Origin of the sequence: Pseudomonas sp. NPDC087336, from assembly GCF_044744285.1 — a bacterium.
GTDB lineage: Bacteria > Pseudomonadota > Gammaproteobacteria > Pseudomonadales > Pseudomonadaceae > Aquipseudomonas.
This window is the reverse complement of sequence record NZ_JBIUYA010000004.1, coordinates 162,606-178,142: the sequence shown is the minus strand read 5'-3', so window position 1 is coordinate 178,142 and position 15,537 is coordinate 162,606. Positions and strand designations below refer to the sequence as shown.

Annotated in this window: 18 protein-coding genes; 12 read left to right on the top strand and 6 right to left on the bottom strand. The window is 59.7% G+C overall.

Going from position 1 to position 15,537, the window contains the following annotated elements; translation table 11 throughout:
- Positions 1 to 8 precede the first annotated feature (8 nt).
- Complete coding sequence (locus tag ACIO0C_RS05795; RefSeq protein ID WP_401308979.1) at positions 9 to 1,373, top strand: HlyD family type I secretion periplasmic adaptor subunit; 1,365 nt, start codon at positions 9 to 11, stop codon at positions 1,371 to 1,373.
- Positions 1,374 to 1,521: 148 nt separating this feature from the next.
- Here ACIO0C_RS05795 and ACIO0C_RS05790 read toward each other — a convergent pair whose 3' ends face one another.
- Complete coding sequence (locus tag ACIO0C_RS05790; protein WP_401308976.1) at positions 1,522 to 2,118, bottom strand: tRNA-uridine aminocarboxypropyltransferase; 597 nt, start codon at positions 2,116 to 2,118, stop codon at positions 1,522 to 1,524.
- Positions 2,119 to 2,123: 5 nt separating this feature from the next.
- Complete coding sequence (locus tag ACIO0C_RS05785; RefSeq protein ID WP_401308973.1) at positions 2,124 to 3,017, bottom strand: LysR family transcriptional regulator; 894 nt, start codon at positions 3,015 to 3,017, stop codon at positions 2,124 to 2,126.
- 304 nt (positions 3,018 to 3,321) lie between these two features.
- Between ACIO0C_RS05785 and speB the strand changes: the two genes are divergently transcribed.
- The 6 genes from speB (at position 3,322) to ACIO0C_RS05755 (ending at position 8,963) form a co-directional block, all read left to right on the top strand.
- Complete coding sequence (speB, locus tag ACIO0C_RS05780) at positions 3,322 to 4,272, top strand: agmatinase (protein WP_008060136.1); 951 nt, start codon at positions 3,322 to 3,324, stop codon at positions 4,270 to 4,272.
- Between the two features lie 9 nt (positions 4,273 to 4,281).
- Positions 4,282 to 4,704: a YybH family protein gene (locus ACIO0C_RS05775; RefSeq protein WP_401308969.1), complete on the top strand. Its 423-nt coding sequence runs from the start codon at positions 4,282 to 4,284 to the stop codon at positions 4,702 to 4,704.
- A gap of 55 nt (positions 4,705 to 4,759) precedes the next feature.
- The gene (locus ACIO0C_RS05770; RefSeq protein ID WP_401308966.1) at positions 4,760 to 6,268 is read left to right on the top strand and encodes a purine-cytosine permease family protein; all 1,509 of its coding nucleotides are present in this window, start codon (positions 4,760 to 4,762) and stop codon (positions 6,266 to 6,268) included.
- 183 nt (positions 6,269 to 6,451) lie between these two features.
- Positions 6,452 to 7,831 (top strand): sodium:solute symporter, encoded by a 1,380-nt coding sequence (locus ACIO0C_RS05765; protein WP_401308964.1) that lies wholly within the window; start codon positions 6,452 to 6,454, stop codon positions 7,829 to 7,831.
- An 86-nt stretch (positions 7,832 to 7,917) separates the two neighbouring features.
- Entirely contained in the window at positions 7,918 to 8,643 is a 726-nt protein-coding gene (locus ACIO0C_RS05760) for an MBL fold metallo-hydrolase (RefSeq protein ID WP_401308961.1), read from the top strand.
- 68 nt (positions 8,644 to 8,711) lie between these two features.
- Positions 8,712 to 8,963: an acyl carrier protein gene (locus ACIO0C_RS05755; protein WP_401308958.1), complete on the top strand. Its 252-nt coding sequence runs from the start codon at positions 8,712 to 8,714 to the stop codon at positions 8,961 to 8,963.
- Between the two features lie 77 nt (positions 8,964 to 9,040).
- Here ACIO0C_RS05755 and ACIO0C_RS05750 read toward each other — a convergent pair whose 3' ends face one another.
- The 3 genes from ACIO0C_RS05750 to ACIO0C_RS05740 form a co-directional block, all read right to left on the bottom strand.
- The gene (locus ACIO0C_RS05750; protein WP_007914492.1) at positions 9,041 to 9,169 is read right to left on the bottom strand and encodes a PA1414 family protein; all 129 of its coding nucleotides are present in this window, start codon (positions 9,167 to 9,169) and stop codon (positions 9,041 to 9,043) included.
- A 186-nt stretch (positions 9,170 to 9,355) separates the two neighbouring features.
- Positions 9,356 to 10,288, bottom strand: coding sequence for a DMT family transporter (locus ACIO0C_RS05745; RefSeq protein ID WP_401308955.1), 933 nt, complete (start codon positions 10,286 to 10,288; stop codon positions 9,356 to 9,358).
- Positions 10,289 to 10,460: 172 nt separating this feature from the next.
- The gene (locus ACIO0C_RS05740; protein ID WP_008060121.1) at positions 10,461 to 11,297 is read right to left on the bottom strand and encodes a S1 RNA-binding domain-containing protein; all 837 of its coding nucleotides are present in this window, start codon (positions 11,295 to 11,297) and stop codon (positions 10,461 to 10,463) included.
- 347 nt (positions 11,298 to 11,644) lie between these two features.
- On the opposite strand from ACIO0C_RS05740, the gene ACIO0C_RS05735 reads away from it, so the two are divergent.
- The 3 genes from ACIO0C_RS05735 (at position 11,645) to ACIO0C_RS05725 (ending at position 13,718) form a co-directional block, all read left to right on the top strand.
- Positions 11,645 to 11,833: a hypothetical protein gene (locus ACIO0C_RS05735; protein WP_177325074.1), complete on the top strand. Its 189-nt coding sequence runs from the start codon at positions 11,645 to 11,647 to the stop codon at positions 11,831 to 11,833.
- A gap of 206 nt (positions 11,834 to 12,039) precedes the next feature.
- Positions 12,040 to 12,762, top strand: coding sequence for a TorF family putative porin (locus ACIO0C_RS05730; RefSeq protein WP_401308950.1), 723 nt, complete (start codon positions 12,040 to 12,042; stop codon positions 12,760 to 12,762).
- A gap of 77 nt (positions 12,763 to 12,839) precedes the next feature.
- On the top strand, positions 12,840 to 13,718 hold the full coding sequence (locus ACIO0C_RS05725) for a DUF6279 family lipoprotein (protein WP_401308947.1): 879 nt from the start codon (positions 12,840 to 12,842) through the stop codon (positions 13,716 to 13,718).
- Between the two features lies 1 nt (position 13,719).
- On the opposite strand, the gene ACIO0C_RS05720 is transcribed toward ACIO0C_RS05725, so the two are convergent.
- Positions 13,720 to 14,109, bottom strand: a complete 390-nt coding sequence (locus ACIO0C_RS05720) for a transcriptional regulator (RefSeq protein ID WP_401308944.1) — start codon at positions 14,107 to 14,109, stop codon at positions 13,720 to 13,722.
- Positions 14,110 to 14,291: 182 nt separating this feature from the next.
- On the opposite strand from ACIO0C_RS05720, the gene ACIO0C_RS05715 reads away from it, so the two are divergent.
- The gene (locus tag ACIO0C_RS05715) at positions 14,292 to 15,026 is read left to right on the top strand and encodes a DUF899 domain-containing protein (protein ID WP_401308942.1); all 735 of its coding nucleotides are present in this window, start codon (positions 14,292 to 14,294) and stop codon (positions 15,024 to 15,026) included.
- 88 nt (positions 15,027 to 15,114) lie between these two features.
- Positions 15,115 to 15,390 (top strand): hypothetical protein, encoded by a 276-nt coding sequence (locus ACIO0C_RS05710; protein ID WP_008060108.1) that lies wholly within the window; start codon positions 15,115 to 15,117, stop codon positions 15,388 to 15,390.
- Positions 15,391 to 15,537: the final 147 nt, after the last annotated feature.

The following is a 15,537-nucleotide window of genomic DNA, read 5'->3' as shown; positions in this document are numbered from 1 at the left end:
AGTTGCCTATGCCTGCTTCATCGGATGCTTCGAAAGCACGTGGCTACTTCGACAGCTTCGGCAAAAGTGCCGAAGCCGAGTTCATGCCGGAAACGGCCGGCGCCGCTCTGCAAGACTCCCCTCGCTGGTCGCGGATCACCGTGTGGCTGGCCGCCGCGTTGCTGATCAGCGCCTTGGTCTGGGCCAAGTTCGCGGTGCTGCAGGAAGTCACCATGGGCGAAGGCAAGGCGATTCCGTCGAGCAAGGTTCAGGTGATCCAGAACCTTGAGGGCGGCATCGTCACCGAGATCTTCGTGCGTGAAGGGCAAATGGTGAACAAGGGCGACACCTTGTTGCGCCTGGATGACACGCGCTACCTGTCGAACAAGGGCGAAAGCGAAGTCGATCGCTACGCGCTGACCGCGCAGGTCGAACGCCTGTCGGCCGAAGCCGAAGGGCGGCCGTTCAAGCTGTCAGAAGAGGTGATCGCCAAGGCGCCACAGGTCGCCGAAGACGAACGCTCGCTGTACGAACAGCGGCAACGGCGACTGGCCAGTGAACAACGCACGCTGACCGAACAACTGCGGCAAAAAACCCAGGAACTGGCGGAGTTTCGCTCGAAAGCCGGGCAATACGGCTCCAGCCTGGCGCTGGTCAACCAGGAGATGGCGATGTCCGAGCCACTGGTCAAGACCGGTGCCGTGTCGCCGGTGGAGATCCTGCGGCTCAAGCGCAGCGCGGTGGAAATCCGCGGTTCGCTGAACGCCACCACTCTGGCCATTCCCCGGGCGGAATCGGCAATTGCCGAAATCAGGAGCAAGATCGACGAGTCCGAACAGTCGTTCCGCTCGGACGCGGCGAAAGAGCTGAATGAGAAACGCACCGACCTGTCAAAAATCACTGCCTCGAGCATTGCCATCGACGACCGCGTGACCCGCACCACCGTGGCCTCGCCGGTCAAGGGCATCATCAAGCTGTTGAAGGTCAACACCATCGGCGGCGTGGTCCAGCCGGGCAGCGACATGGTGGAAATCGTGCCGCTGGAAGACAACCTGCTGATCGAGGCCAAGGTGCGACCACAGGACGTGGCGTTCCTGCATCCCGGCCAGAAAGCCATGGTCAAGTTCAGTGCCTACGATTACACGATCTACGGCGGCTTGAGCGCCAAGCTGGAATTGATCGGTGCCGACACCATCACCGACGACAAGGGCAACAGCTTTTACCTGATCCAGGTGCGCACCGATAAAAACCACCTCGGCGGGGACGCGAAACCACTGCTGATCATTCCGGGGATGGTGGCGACGGTGGATATCATTACCGGGGAGAAGACAGTGCTGGATTATCTGCTCAAACCGGTGCTCAAGGCCCGGACCGAGGCGATGCGCGAGCGCTAGACATTCTGCGAGAGATGCGCTGATTGAACTGGCCTCTTCGCGGGCAAGCCCGGCTCCCACAGGGATCTGCGTCGGACACAAATCATGTGAACATCACGAAACACTGTGGGAGCGGGCTTGCCCGCGAAGAGGCCGGTACAAACAACAATCATCTGTCGCCATGATTACGCTGAAAAATTTCTTCCCCCATCGCCGCAATCTGCCCCTCGATCAACGCCTCGAACGGTCTGAGCAACGGCGCAAAGGTGGTCGGCGCTTCGAGGGTTTCCAGCGCCTGCACAATCGCCTCCACCGTCGACAAGGCCCCCGGCCCCGGTGCCTTGCGCAAGCGATAACGGGACACACCGCCCTCGGCCAGGGTCACCCTGGGTAACGCCGCCAGCAGCGGATTCAGGTGCAACATCTTGCGCGCCTTGCGCCAGGTGCCGTCGGGGACGACCAGCAACAGCGGCTCATCGGTGACCGCATAAGCCCGCATCGACTGCGCGGCCTCCCCGGGGAACAGCAACCGCGCCTGATAGCCCGGCTGATTCAACAACCTCGGCAGATCCTCGAACACCTCACCAACGATCAACTCGGCATTGCTCAACCCAAGCGCCGCCAACCGCGCGGTGTTCAGTGCATGGTTCACTTCGCCGGGATGCTGCAACAGCAACACCCGGGTGCGGCTGTCGAGGTTGGGGATCAGCGGGCAGAGGCAGTGGCTCTGCGGACGCAGGCAGCGGGGACATTGAATTCTCGGCATCTTCTTCACGCCTGGTTGAGTTGTGCTTTGAGCAGATCGCGAAAGGTCTGGATCAGCGGCTCACGGCTACGACCACGGCGCACGATCATCGAGAACGGTGCCTGATAACCAAAGGTGGCCGGGAGCAGCACTCGCAGGTCGCCCTTGTCCGCCCAGGCCTGGGCGTAGTGTTCCGGCAAGTAACCGATGTAGGCACCGGACAGCACAAGAATCAGCTGCGCCTCCATGCTTTCCACGGTCGCGGCGCTGTGCTTGAAGCCGTGACGGGCCAACTCCGCCTGGCTCCAGTAGCCGCGACCGACCATGCGCTGCTGGGTGATGACCTGCTCGGGGATGCGCCGTTCGTTGAACAGCGGATGCCGCGTGCTGCAATACAACCAGTGCTGTTCGCGGTACAGCGGCATGTACACCAGACCGCTCATGCGCGTGGAAAACGCGCCAATGGCCAGGTCGAGGCGGTTGTCCTGCACGCCCAGTTGCAGTTCGTAGGGGCTCATTACCGACAGGTGCAAGTGCACCGCCGGGTGCTCCTGGCTGTAGGCGCCGATGGCTTCGGCGAACGGCAAGGCCTTGTCGCTGACCGTGGAGTCGATCACCCCCAGGTTCAGCGTGCCGCGCAATTCGCCCTTGAGCGCGGCGGCATATTGCTCGAAACCTTCGAGCTCGCCCAACAAGCGCAGGGTTTCCTGATGAAACAGTTCACCCTTGCTGGTCAGGCTGAACCCGCCACGGCCGCGATGGCACAACACCAGCCCCAGGGCGGATTCGAGCTGGCTCATGTAGGTGCTGATGGCCGACGTCGAGAGGTTGAGCTCTTGCTGGGCGTTGGCGAAGCCCTGAAGCCGCACCACGCTGACGAAAATGCGCAAAAGTTTCAGGTCGGGTAAAGCGTTGGCCATGGGGGCTCTCTCCAAAGATCGTTCCCACGCTCTGCGTGGGAATGCCGCCTCGGACGCTCTGCGTCCGCGTCACGGCTGTGACGCGGAGCGTCACGGAATGCATTCCCACGCAGAGCGTGGGAACGATCGGGGAGAAGTCTAACGCCGCCACTTCCATTAGTTTAGAAAAATCTGAACTAAGTATTTGCCCGTAGCGATTCTTCCCGGCCACTACATTTCGCAGAATCGGCACCTACTCGTGGTACCCGTCCCTCTGTGAACGGTGTAACCCAATAAATAAAACAACGACGATGAGGCCCTACCCGTGGACAAGATTCTTCACCAACCACTGGGCGGCAATGAAATGCCGCGCTTCGGCGGCATCGCCACCATGATGCGACTCCCCCATGTACCGACCGCTGCAGGTCTGGACGCCGCTTTTGTCGGCGTGCCGCTGGACATCGGTACTTCCCTGCGCCCAGGCACCCGTTTTGGGCCTCGTGAAATCCGCGCTGAATCGGTCATGATTCGCCCGTACAACATGGCCACCGGCGCTGCGCCGTTCGACTCGCTGTCGGTTGCCGATATCGGCGACGTGGCGATCAACACCTTCAACCTGCTGGATGCCGTACGGATCATCGAAGAATCCTACGACAACATCCTCGAACACGATGTGATCCCCCTGACCCTGGGTGGCGACCACACCATCACCCTGCCGATCCTGCGTGCCATCCATAAAAAGCACGGCAAGGTCGGCCTGGTGCACATCGACGCCCACGCCGATGTGAACGATCACATGTTTGGCGAGAAAATCGCCCACGGCACCACCTTCCGTCGTGCCGTCGAAGAAGGGCTTATCGACCCGGATCGCGTGGTCCAGATTGGTCTGCGCGCCCAGGGCTACACTGCTGACGACTTCAACTGGAGCCGCAACCAGGGCTTCCGTGTGGTTCAGGCCGAAGAGTGCTGGCACAAGTCCCTGGCACCCCTGATGGCCGAAGTGCGCGAGAAAGTCGGCGGCGGTCCGGTATACCTGAGCTTCGACATCGACGGTATCGATCCGGCCTGGGCGCCTGGCACAGGCACCCCGGAAATCGGTGGCCTGACGACCATTCAGGCAATCGAGATCGTGCGTGGCTGCCAAGGCCTGGACCTGGTCGGTTGCGATCTGGTAGAAGTCTCGCCCGCTTACGACACCACCGGCAACACCTCGCTGCTGGCCGCCAACCTGTTGTACGAAATGCTCTGCGTACTGCCTGGCGTGGTCCATCGCTGAGGATCGGTCATGAATGAACGCGATCAGGTCTTGAAAGCGGCTGCCCACCTGGTGTCCGCCTTCGCCCGCAACGATCGCGAAGCCTACTTCGACGCGTTCAGCGCCGATGCCAGCTTCGTCTTCTACACCCTCGAACAGCCCCTGCTGTCGCGCGATGCCTACCAGGCGTTGTGGGACAGCTGGCGCGCCGAGGACGGCTTCGAAGTGCTCTCGTGCACTTCGAGCAACGCTTTCGTCAGCCTGCAGGGTGACGTGGCGATTTTCATCCATGACGTGGCCACCGAGCTGCGCATGCAAGGGGAGCAACACTTCAGCCAGGAGCGCGAGACGATTGTTTTCAGGAAACAAGCGTCTGGCCTAGAACAACAAGGCCCATGGCTGGCCTGCCACGAACATTTGTCCGCGATGCCGGAAGGGCTGCCAACCCCTTAGCCAACACAGGTGACGCTCACACACGATGAGTGCGCCTTTATGATCGGAGCAGATCATGAATAACAAAAACAACGAAACCAGCCTTAGCATCGAAACAAACGGGGTCGAACAGATCCCGGACAATGAGCGCACCGCCCGACCCAGCGATCTGTTTCGCTTGATCTTCGGTGGCGCCAACACCTTTGCAACCGCCGTACTCGGCAGTTTCCCGGTACTGTTCGGCCTGTCTTTCCAGGCCGGCGTCTGGGCGATTGTGCTGGGTGTGGTGCTCGGTGCATTGATCCTCGCGCCGATGGGCCTGTTCGGTCCGATCAACGGCACCAATAACGCCGTGTCTTCCGGCGCGCACTTCGGTGTGCACGGGCGCATCGTCGGTTCCTTCCTGTCGCTGTTGACCGCCATCGCGTTCTTCTCGCTCTCCGTCTGGAGTTCGGGCGACGCACTGGTAGGCGGCGCCAAGCGCCTGATCGACCTGCCGGAAACCGACCTGACCCTGGGCCTGGCCTACGGTTTGTTCGCGCTGCTGGTGTTGACGGTGTGCATCTACGGTTTCCGCTTCATGCTGTGGGTCAACCGCATCGCGGTGTGGGCGGCCAGCCTGTTGTTCCTGCTGGGCATTTTCGCTTTTGCCCCGGCGTTCGACAGCCAGTACGCCGGCACTGTGGCCATGGGTCAGGCCGGTTTCTGGGCCGCGTTCATCGGCGCTGCATTGGTAGCCATGAGCAACCCTATTTCCTTCGGTGCGTTCCTCGGCGACTGGTCGCGCTACATCCCGCGTGAAACGCCGAAAGGCCGGATCATGGTTTCGGTGATCGCTGCGCAGTTGGCCACGCTGATTCCGTTCCTGTTCGGCCTCGTCACCGCCACTATCGTAGCGGTCAAGGCACCGGACTACATCGCGGCCAACAACTATGTCGGCGGCCTGCTGGCGGTATCGCCGAGCTGGTTCTTCCTGCCGGTGTGCCTGATTGCGGTGATCGGCGGCATGTCCACCGGCACCACCTCGCTGTACGGCACTGGCCTGGACATGTCCAGCGTGTTCCCCCGGGTGCTGTCGCGGGTCAAGGCCACGCTGCTGATCGGTGTGATGTCGATTGCCTTCATCTTCATCGGTCGCTTCGCGGCAAACCTGGTGCAGAGCGTGTCGACCTTCGCCGTGCTGATCATCACCTGCACCACCCCGTGGATGGTGATCATGATCATCGGTCTGCTGGTGCGTCGCGGCTTCTACTGCCCGGATGACCTGCAAGTGTTCACACGCGGCGAAAAAGGGGGCCGCTACTGGTTCACCCACGGTTGGAACTGGCGTGGCCTGGGTGCCTGGATCCCGAGCGCGGCCGTCGGCCTGTGTTTCGTGAACCTGCCGGGGCAGTTCGTCGGACCACTGGGCGAAATGGCCGGCGGCATCGACATCAGCCTGCCGGTCACCCTGGGCCTGGCCTCGGTGGTGTACCTGGTGCTGCTGAGCCTGTTCCCGGAACCCCGCGCGGTGTTCGGACCAAATGATTCACGCAGCAAGAGCACGGATTCGCTCGCAAAACCGGCGATGCGACAAGTCGCCTGATAAACGCATTACCTGTGACTAACGCATCACTTGTGGGAGCGGGCTTGCCCGCGATGAACGATGACTCGGTCTGCCTGACAGACCGCGGCCCCCCATCGCGGGCAAGCCACGCTCCCACAGGAATCAGTCCACAGGATTTGATTTTCAGCCTCACATAAAAAAGACAATCGGAGACACGCCACAATGGCTTTGGATTTATTCGTCGTACTCATCTACGCCGCCGCGATGCTGATACTCGGCTATTACGGCATGCGCAAGGCCAAGACCAACGAAGACTTTTTGGTCGCCGGTCGTAACCTCGGCCCGAGTCTGTACATGGGCACCATGGCCGCCACCGTCCTCGGCGGCGCGTCCACCGTGGGCACCGTGCGCCTTGGCTACGTACATGGCATCTCCGGTTTCTGGCTGTGCGCCGCACTGGGTTGCGGCATCGTCGCGCTGAACCTGTTCCTCGCCAAACCGCTGTTGAAACTGAAGATCTACACCGTTACCCAGGTGCTGGAAAAACGCTACAACCCGATGGCCCGCTCCGCGAGCGCGGCGATCATGCTGGCGTACGCACTGATGATCGGCGTGACCTCGATCCTGGCCATCGGCACCGTGCTGCAAGTACTGTTCGGCTTGCCATTCTGGGTCTCGGTACTGCTCGGCGGTGGCGTCGTGGTGGTTTACTCGGCCATTGGCGGCATGTGGTCGCTGACCCTGACCGACATCGTCCAGTTCATCATCAAGACCGTAGGCCTGATGTTCATCCTGTTGCCAATCTGCCTGTACCGCGTCGGCGGTTGGGATGAACTGGTGTTGAAACTGCCGGCGGCAAGCTTCAGCTTCACCACCATCGGCTGGGACACCATCATCACCTACTTCATGATCTACTTCTTCGGCATCCTGATCGGTCAGGACATCTGGCAACGGGTGTTCACCGTCAAGACCGCCAAAGTGGCCCAGGTTGCCGGTACGTTCGCCGGTGTCTACTGCATCCTCTACGGTCTGGCCTGCGCCCTGATCGGCATGGCTGCCCACGTACTGATCCCGGATCTGGACAACGTCAACAACGCGTTCGCCGCCATCGTCAAACTGTCCCTGCCCGACGGTATCCGTGGCCTGGTGATCGCTGCCGCACTGGCCGCCATGATGTCCACCGCCAGCGCCGGCCTGCTCGCCGCTGCCACCACCCTGACCGAAGACCTGCTGCCAAAACTGCGTGGCGGTAAACAGTCGAGCCTGGGCCTGAACCGCCTGGTGACCATGCTGACCGGTATCGTCGTGCTGGGTATCGCCCTGGTGGTGAACGACGTGATCAGCGCCCTGACCCTGGCCTACAACCTGTTGGTAGGCGGCATGCTGGTTCCGCTGATCGGTGCGATCTTCTGGAAGCGCGCCACCACCGCCGGCGCCATCGCCAGCATGGGCCTGGGCTTCGCCACTGCGCTGCTGTTCATGTTCAAGGACGGCCTGGACGCCAACACGCCGATCTACTACAGCCTCGGCGTAGGCCTGGTGAGCTTCGTGGTGGTCAGCCTGCTGTCCCGTCGCCCGGCGATGCAGGCAAGCGCCGCCTAAGCTGAAACATAACGACTTGATGCTTTCTTCGACGAGTGTGGCGTCGGTTGCCACACTCGTTTTTTTTCGCCTGAAGGAAACTGCCCATGAAGATCGTCAGCCGCGACCAGTGGTTCGAAGTCAAACCGCTCAGTGATGGCATCCGCCTGATCCATGAGCCCTGGATTCGCCCCTTCTATCGCTGCAACCTCTGGCACATTCAAGGCCGCGACAAAGACCTGTTGCTCGACAGCGGCTCGGGGTTGGTCAGCCTGCGCGAACAACTGCCGTGGATCACCGAGCGGCCCCTGGTGGCGGTGGCCAGTCACTGCCATTTCGACCACATCGCCGGGCACCACGAATTCGCGCAGCGCCTGGTGCACCCGGCGGAAGCGGACATCCTGGCCGCACCGGATGGCGAAAACGACTTGAGCAAGGCCTTCGTCGGCGACGACATGTTCGAAGCGCACCCCGATTGCCCGTTGTGCTACGCCGAATACCGGGTCAAAGCCGCACCGGCCACCGGGACAATCGACGAAGGCGATGTACTTGACCTGGGTAACCGGGTGCTGCAAGTACTGCACACGCCGGGGCACTCGCCGGGCGGCATCAGCCTGTACGAAGCGGCCACCGAGACCCTGTTCAGCGGCGACATCATCTACGACGGGCCGTTGATCGAAGACGCCTACCACTCCAACCTCGATGATTACGCACGCAGCCTGCAGCGCTTGCGCGCCCTGCCGATCCGTACGGTGCATGGCGGGCATTTCGGCAGTTTTTCCGGGGCGCATCTGCGCCACATGATTGACCAGTGGCAACGCTCGCACGGCTGAAGCCTGCTGTACTCAATCCCAGGAACAAAGCGCAGGGATGATCACAACAACGTCGTCGAAGACCTGCCATGAAAAGAGCTGCCGTGCGTGCCGCCGTACGTCTGTTCATCAGCCGGATGCTTGAAGGCCGGGATGACTTCGACGACAACGCCAGCCTGGCGGATTTGGGATTGGAAAAGGCGGATATCGAAGACCTGATCTTCCATCTGGAAGACGAACTCGGCTTGACGGCGTTCACCGCCGAGGAAGACCAGATGCTCAAGACTGCCAGGACGGCGAATGACTTGAGCCGGTTCTTGATGGAGATCGGACGGCATTGACCTGGCCGATCTCCCAGGAAGCCCTCATTACTCATCAAACAGCAGCTCTTGGCTGCTGCTGCAAAACGGCGTCGCGTTTACCGGCGACGTTGTTGGCGTCGGCGCTGTTCGTCGTCGGTGCGAATAGGCACAGGTTGCAGAGGCGGTTCGATCAAACCGAGTGCAACACCCAGGTCATGCAGCCAGTTTTGAATTTTCTCTTTCATGATGCCCCCTTCAGGGTAGTGCCGGGCGACCGGAATTCTGTAGTCGCTTCGCACTGATAATAGTCCGAAGTGCTGAGCAATGCTCGCCGAACATAGCAACGATCTGTTACTGAATGGATCACAATCCGACGACATGAGTTCACCCAGAGGCTTTGTCGACGGCGAGCGGCTTGCCTTGCAGCCCAATCAAGGCTGCCCAAGCGCTCTGCGCAGACGGCGCCGCACCCACTGTTCAGCGCTGACAAAGGTAATCCCCAGCAACACCAGCACGGCACCGATGACGAAATTGAGGCTCAGCGCCTCCCCCAGCAGGACAACCCCGAACGTGACGCCGAACAAAGGCGTCATGAATGAAAACACCGCCAGGTTGGCTGCCAGATAACGCCGCAGCAGCCAGAACCAGACCAGATAGCTGAAAAACGACACCACAATGCCTTGGAACAACACACTGGCCACCGCCACGCCGGTGAAGCTGACGTGGCTGATCTGGCCGCTGAGCAACGCAATCAACAGCAGGCCGACGAAACCGACGATCAACTGGTAAAACAATGTCAGGGTCACCGGCGCCTCCGACAGACGCGAAGCGCGTACCACCACGGTAGTCGCGCCCCAACAAGCCCCGGCCAGAACGCCCAGTGCATCGCCCAGCAACATGCGGCGATCGAGGTTATCCCAGGACAATCCCCCGGCAAACGCAATGCCGATGCCGACGAAGGCCAGGAAAATACCCAGCCACTGCACAGCCCGCAAACGCTCACTCGGCAACAACCAGTGCACACCCAACGCCGTGAAAATCGGCGCGGTGTAGAGGAACACCGACATGTGCGCCGCCGTGGTCAGTTGCAGGCCTTCGGAAATGAACAGGAACTCCAGGCCAAACAAGGCCCCGGCCAACAGGCCGCCGCGCCAGGTGGCGCCCACCTGATCCCAGCCGCCCTTCCAGCAGATCAGCAACCCCACCAGCAGCGCGGACATGCCCGAACGCCCGGCTGCCTGCATGACCGGCGCGATATCGGGCGCCGCCCACTTGATCATCACCTGCTGAATGCCCCAGACCAGGCACAACCCCACCATTACTTGCAGGGCAAATCCATCGGCGCTGCGCCGGGTGGCGCTCACCGTAATACCTCGACAACACAGAACATGGCAGTGGCTCGACAGTCAAAAACAAAAGCCCCGGTGCGATGCCGGGGCGTCAATATCATGCTGTCGATTATTAACCAGATGGACAGAAATTGCCGTCTGTTAGAGACCTTTACTTCTCTGCGCACGTCATTGTGCGAGGGTGCGCTCAGCTCAATTCGATGCGGTCGGCATGAATCACGATCTGGCCGTTCTTGTACAACGCACCGATGGCCTTCTTGAAGTTGCCCTTGCTGACGCCGAACATGCTGCTGATCAAAGTCGGATCGCTTTTGTCGCTGACCGCCAGACTGCCGTTGTTCTCGCGTAACTTGGCGAGGATCTTCGAGTTCAGGCTGCTGGCCGCTTCGACGCCCACCGGTTGCAGGCTCAGGCTGATCTTGCCGTCGCTGCGAACTTCCTTGATGAAGCCCTTCTCTTCCTTGCCGGCGCGCATGAACTTGAAGATTTCGTTCTTGTGAATCAGGCCCCAGTGCTTGTTGTTGATGATGGCCTTGAAACCCATGTCGGTGGCTTCAGCCACCAGCAGGTCAACTTCCTGCCCCGGGGTGTAGTTGGCGGGCGTCTTGTCCAGGTACCGGTCCAGGCGCGCTGTCGCGGTAATGCGGCGGGTATGCTTGTCGAGGTAGACATGCACCACGGCGTATTCACCGGCCTGCATCTGACGCTTTTCTTCCGAATACGGCAGCAACAGGTCTTTGGGCAATCCCCAATCCAGGAACACGCCAATGCTGTTGACTTCAACAACTTTCAAACTGGCGAATTCACCAACTTGAACTTTCGGCTTTTCAGTAGTTGCGATGAGTTTGTCATCGCTGTCCAGATAAACAAAAACGTTGAGCCAGTCTTCATCTTCGCTGGGAATATCTTTGGGAATATAACGATTAGGCAACAGGATTTCGCCATCCGCGCCACCGTCCAGATATAAACCGAAGTTAGTGTGTTTAACCACTTGTAAACTGTTGTAACGCCCGACTAAAGCCATGTCCAATACCCTCATTGCGTGGCGGCATTCTACCCTTTTTTAGCGGCCAGGTTCGCCAGTCAGCCCGGTGGCGCCAGAAATTCCCCGCAAAGCCCTGATTTTCCTGGTTTTGCCATTTTTTGTCCGCCGCCCGTCAGACCGGGGCCGAGGCTCATCCTCCCGCCTGCCCTGGGTGAAACGCAGTTTTCCCAACCAGGTTCTTAATTAAAACAGCGGCTTAGGGCAATATTTCAATTATAACTTGCAATTTGTGGCATCCCCACTCAATGTCCCCCAGCGGATATTTGCCAAGCAAATATGAACTCAATCCTGTACGATGCCTGGCCAAGTTAATTTTCTACAGGTTAATGGCCGCCATGCGCGTAAAAGCATCCAACAGCAAAGCAAAGCCAGCTCCAGCCGTCGAAACCAGCGAGTCGATCAACAGCCAGATCGCTGCGTTCCTCAAATCCGGTGGTGAAATCCAGCAAATTGCCAAAGGTGTCAGCGGCCAGTCGTTCGGCCCATCCAAGCAGATCACCCTGGGCAAGAAGTAATCCCCCGCGCTGCACCTGGTCCCTAAGCGCTTTGAGCATCGAAGCGCTTGGACTGGAACCTGGCTACACCCTCTCCCTGACTCTCCCCATCTTGTAGAAATCGACGAACGGCCCACGCTGCCTGTCATTCGCCGGTATCCTTGCACGCGTCTAGATCAAGCGTTTCAGCAGACTTAAACCTGCCTGCGCGGTTCATGGAGCGACGCATGCGCACACCCTCTTGTTTATCCTTGCTGCTCGGCGGCCTGCTGACCTGTTCGGGAGTGCAGGGGCAAATCTTTCAACGCGAGCTGGGGGATTTCGACCTCAAGCTCGGGACCAGTCCCAGTCGCAGCATGGCCCAGGGCCTCGTAAAGCCATCGGCCGTCGGTTCGTTCCATGGCGGCCTGGACCTGACCCATGACAGCGGTTTCTACGTCGGCCAATGGTCACCCAGCATGGGCATCAGCCCGGGAAAAAACCTCGAGATCGACTCCTACGTGGGCTACAAGCAACCCTTCGACCAGGTCCTCGGCTACGAAGTGGGCATCATCCATTACAGCTACCCCGAAGTTGACACCCTCGACAGCCAGGAAGTGTTCGGTGGCCTGACCCTGCTGGGCAGCCGTTTTGGCGCAGCCTTGAGCAACGATCCAGACAAACAAAACAGCACGTTGTTTGCCGACCTGCGCGGCAACCAGCCGTTCGGCATCGGGGTCAGCATGAAATACACCACCCATCAGTTGAACACGCCAGTCGCGGTGGACGGCGGTTATGTCGGCAGCTTCACCGATTGGTCGGTAAAGTTTTCCCGACCGTTCATGGGCATCGACCTTGATCTGATCTACAGCGATTCGAGCCTCAACGGCAGCTATTGTTCAGCCTATACCGGGCAAAATAGCCAGTGCGACGCACTTTTCACCCTCAAGGCCGAACGCGCGTTCTATTGATGAGGTGAACTGCCGGATTCATCGCGCGCTCTGATAAGAATCAGCTCCAGAAGCCAGGCTTTAGCAAGGATTCGCCCATGTCTCGCTGGATTAAACACATCGCCTTTGTGCTCATGTTCACCGTTGCCCTCGGCGCGTGCAGCCGCATGGGCCTGGCCTATCGCAACCTCGACGTGATTGTCCCCTGGACGCTCAGCGATTACCTGGACATGAACGGCGAGCAGAAAAGCTGGCTCAACGAACGCCTGAAGGAACACCTGAGCTGGCATTGCACGACACAAATGCCGGGGTATCTCGACTGGCTGGACCGCTTGCAGACCATGATCGCTACCAATCAGGTCACCGATGCCGCGCTGCAGGCGCGCACGGCTGAAGCCGAAGCAGCCATTGCCGAGACAGCCCGGGAAATCACGCCATCCGCCATCGAATTGCTGCAAGGACTGGACGACAATCAAGTCGCAGAAATGAACGAGGCCTTCGCCAAGGACCAGCGCAAGCGCCAGGAGCAATACCTGAAACCCACGCTGGACCAGCAGATCAAGCAGCGTGGCGCGCGCATGGAGAAACGCCTGAATGAATGGCTCGGGCCTCTCAGCACAAGTCAGCACCAGCGCGTCATGGCATGGTCGAACGCCCTGGGCGACCAGTACACGCAATGGATCGCCAACCGCATCCACTGGCAAAAACAGTTCAGTGCCGCCGTATCGCAGCGCCACACCCCACAATTCCCACAGCGAATCGAGACGCTCCTGGTCAACCGTGAGAGCTTATGGACACCGGCCTACCGCCAGGCCTTCGCCAGGACCGAAGCCCAGGCGCGGGCGCTGTTTGTGGATCTGATGGCGCAAAGTACGCCGCAACAACGTCAGCGCTTGTTGACGAAGATCGAGGGCGTGAAGAAGGATTTCAGTGATTTGAAGTGTCTGAAAGCTGGGAAACAGGCTGCGATCCTTTGATTCAGGCAATCTGCGCCTTCGAAGCCACTTCATCAAACATCTCTTCGTCCAGCGCATCCTCTTGATCATCCAGCACCTGTCGTGGATGCTCATCGCCCGGAATGCTGCTGTCGATCAGGCTCAACAACCTCGAACCACGCATCGTCAAAATATAATTGGAACCGGTACCTCCCTGCTCCTCGGGCCGAGGCTCGATATAACCGCGCAGTAGGAGTAATTTTTCATACTCACCGGCCACCGCTTTCAAGTGATCCAGGTTTTCAATCTGCTCACCTTGCGCTGCTTTCTGCGCGGCGTACTCCTCGGCGTAGTGCCGTGGTGTGTAGCTGCTCGCACCTTTCTGCACTTCATGCAGCAAGTGCTCAATCAAATCCCAGTTATAAGTCGTCATCCTGATTCAACCTCCGGTGGCCGTGAGAAAGAGGGCCTTCATAGGTTGTGACACAAGCGAACGGCAGCCGTTCAGCCCGTGTTCCTTTCTTGCGACCGACCGGCGGTATGTCGATTTACCGGCAGGTCAAACGACTAGGCTGTGTAAGTCAACCTCCCCCGCATCACGCAGGAGAACGCCAAATGAACATGCAGAACCACCCCGTTGTGTCGCGGGAAGAATGGCTCGCCGCGCGCAAACAACACCTGGCCCACGAGAAAGCCTTCACCAAGGAGCGGGACAAACTCAGTGCAGAACGCCGCGCCCTGCCCTGGGTAAAAATCGACAAGGACTATCACTTCCAGGGACCCGACGGTGAACTGAAACTCGCGGACCTGTTTGGTGGCCGCAGCCAACTGGTCATTTACCATTTCATGTTCGCCGACGGCTGGGACGAAGGCTGTCCCGGTTGCTCGTTCCTATCCGACCACATCGACGGGGCCAACCAGCATTTGGCACACCACGACGTCTCGGTGGTGGCGGTCTCCCACGCACCGTTCGCCCAATTCCAGGCGTTCAAGCGGCGCATGGGCTGGAAATTCGATTGGGTGTCGTCCGAAGGCTGCGATTTCAACTATGACTTCGGCGTGACGGCCCGCCCCGAAGACGTCGCCGCCGGAAAAGCCACCTACAACTACGAAAAAACCGACGGTTCGGAAGAAGAACTTCCCGGCCTCAGCGTGTTTTATCGCAATGAAGCCGGCGAGATTTTCCACACCTACTCCACCTATGCCCGAGGGCTGGATCTGCTGGTGGGCACCTACAACTACCTCGACCTGATGCCCAAGGGCCGCAATGAAGAAGAAATCATGGATTGGGTGCGGCATCATGATCGGTATGAGGAGAAGGCAACGACGAGTTGCTGCCATGGCGGCTAGGCCCAAATCGAGAGGATGGCGGTGAACTTTTTCCGACCGAAAGCCCTCAACCGGTTAACCCGCCTTAACCGGAACTGAGGCCCGACAGATGAAAATCCTGCTGAAACTCACCCTCGCCGCCACCCTCGCCTGCGCCCTGCCCGTATGGGCTTGCACGCCGGAGGAGGCCACCCTCAAGCGCGAGCAGTTGGCCAAGGAAGTCACCAAGCTCACTGAACAGAACCCGGCCAAGGCCAAGGAGATCAACGACGAGCTGCAGAAGATGGATCTGGGCACGGCCTCCAAGGATTTACCGGATAAGTGCCAGCTGATCGATCAGCGGCTCAAGGAACTGGGTACGGCCGAGAAAAAAGCCGAGAGCTGAATACACGAAGGTTTAATGGGGCACCCAAATGATCGTTCCCACGCTCTGCGTGGGAATGCATCATGTGACGCTCCGCGCCACCGTTGCGCATGGCTCATGTCATGCGTCGTCAGCGGAACGCGGAGCGTCCCTGGCGGTATTCGCACG

Coding starts and splice junctions, on each gene's coding strand:
- ACIO0C_RS05785 (WP_401308973.1), bottom strand. CDS start 3,017: ATGGCCAACGCTTTACCCGACCTGAAACTTTTGCGCATTTTCGTCAGC.
- ACIO0C_RS05755 (WP_401308958.1), top strand. CDS start 8,712: ATGAAAAGAGCTGCCGTGCGTGCCGCCGTACGTCTGTTCATCAGCCGG.
- ACIO0C_RS05770 (WP_401308966.1), top strand. CDS start 4,760: ATGAATAACAAAAACAACGAAACCAGCCTTAGCATCGAAACAAACGGG.
- ACIO0C_RS05765 (WP_401308964.1), top strand. CDS start 6,452: ATGGCTTTGGATTTATTCGTCGTACTCATCTACGCCGCCGCGATGCTG.
- ACIO0C_RS05720 (WP_401308944.1), bottom strand. CDS start 14,109: ATGACGACTTATAACTGGGATTTGATTGAGCACTTGCTGCATGAAGTG.
- ACIO0C_RS05730 (WP_401308950.1), top strand. CDS start 12,040: ATGCGCACACCCTCTTGTTTATCCTTGCTGCTCGGCGGCCTGCTGACC.
- ACIO0C_RS05735 (WP_177325074.1), top strand. CDS start 11,645: ATGGCCGCCATGCGCGTAAAAGCATCCAACAGCAAAGCAAAGCCAGCT.
- ACIO0C_RS05750 (WP_007914492.1), bottom strand. CDS start 9,169: ATGAAAGAGAAAATTCAAAACTGGCTGCATGACCTGGGTGTTGCACTC.
- ACIO0C_RS05715 (WP_401308942.1), top strand. CDS start 14,292: ATGAACATGCAGAACCACCCCGTTGTGTCGCGGGAAGAATGGCTCGCC.
- ACIO0C_RS05740 (WP_008060121.1), bottom strand. CDS start 11,297: ATGGCTTTAGTCGGGCGTTACAACAGTTTACAAGTGGTTAAACACACT.
- ACIO0C_RS05760 (WP_401308961.1), top strand. CDS start 7,918: ATGAAGATCGTCAGCCGCGACCAGTGGTTCGAAGTCAAACCGCTCAGT.
- ACIO0C_RS05775 (WP_401308969.1), top strand. CDS start 4,282: ATGAATGAACGCGATCAGGTCTTGAAAGCGGCTGCCCACCTGGTGTCC.
- ACIO0C_RS05725 (WP_401308947.1), top strand. CDS start 12,840: ATGTCTCGCTGGATTAAACACATCGCCTTTGTGCTCATGTTCACCGTT.
- ACIO0C_RS05790 (WP_401308976.1), bottom strand. CDS start 2,118: ATGCCGAGAATTCAATGTCCCCGCTGCCTGCGTCCGCAGAGCCACTGC.
- ACIO0C_RS05795 (WP_401308979.1), top strand. CDS start 9: ATGCCTGCTTCATCGGATGCTTCGAAAGCACGTGGCTACTTCGACAGC.
- ACIO0C_RS05710 (WP_008060108.1), top strand. CDS start 15,115: ATGAAAATCCTGCTGAAACTCACCCTCGCCGCCACCCTCGCCTGCGCC.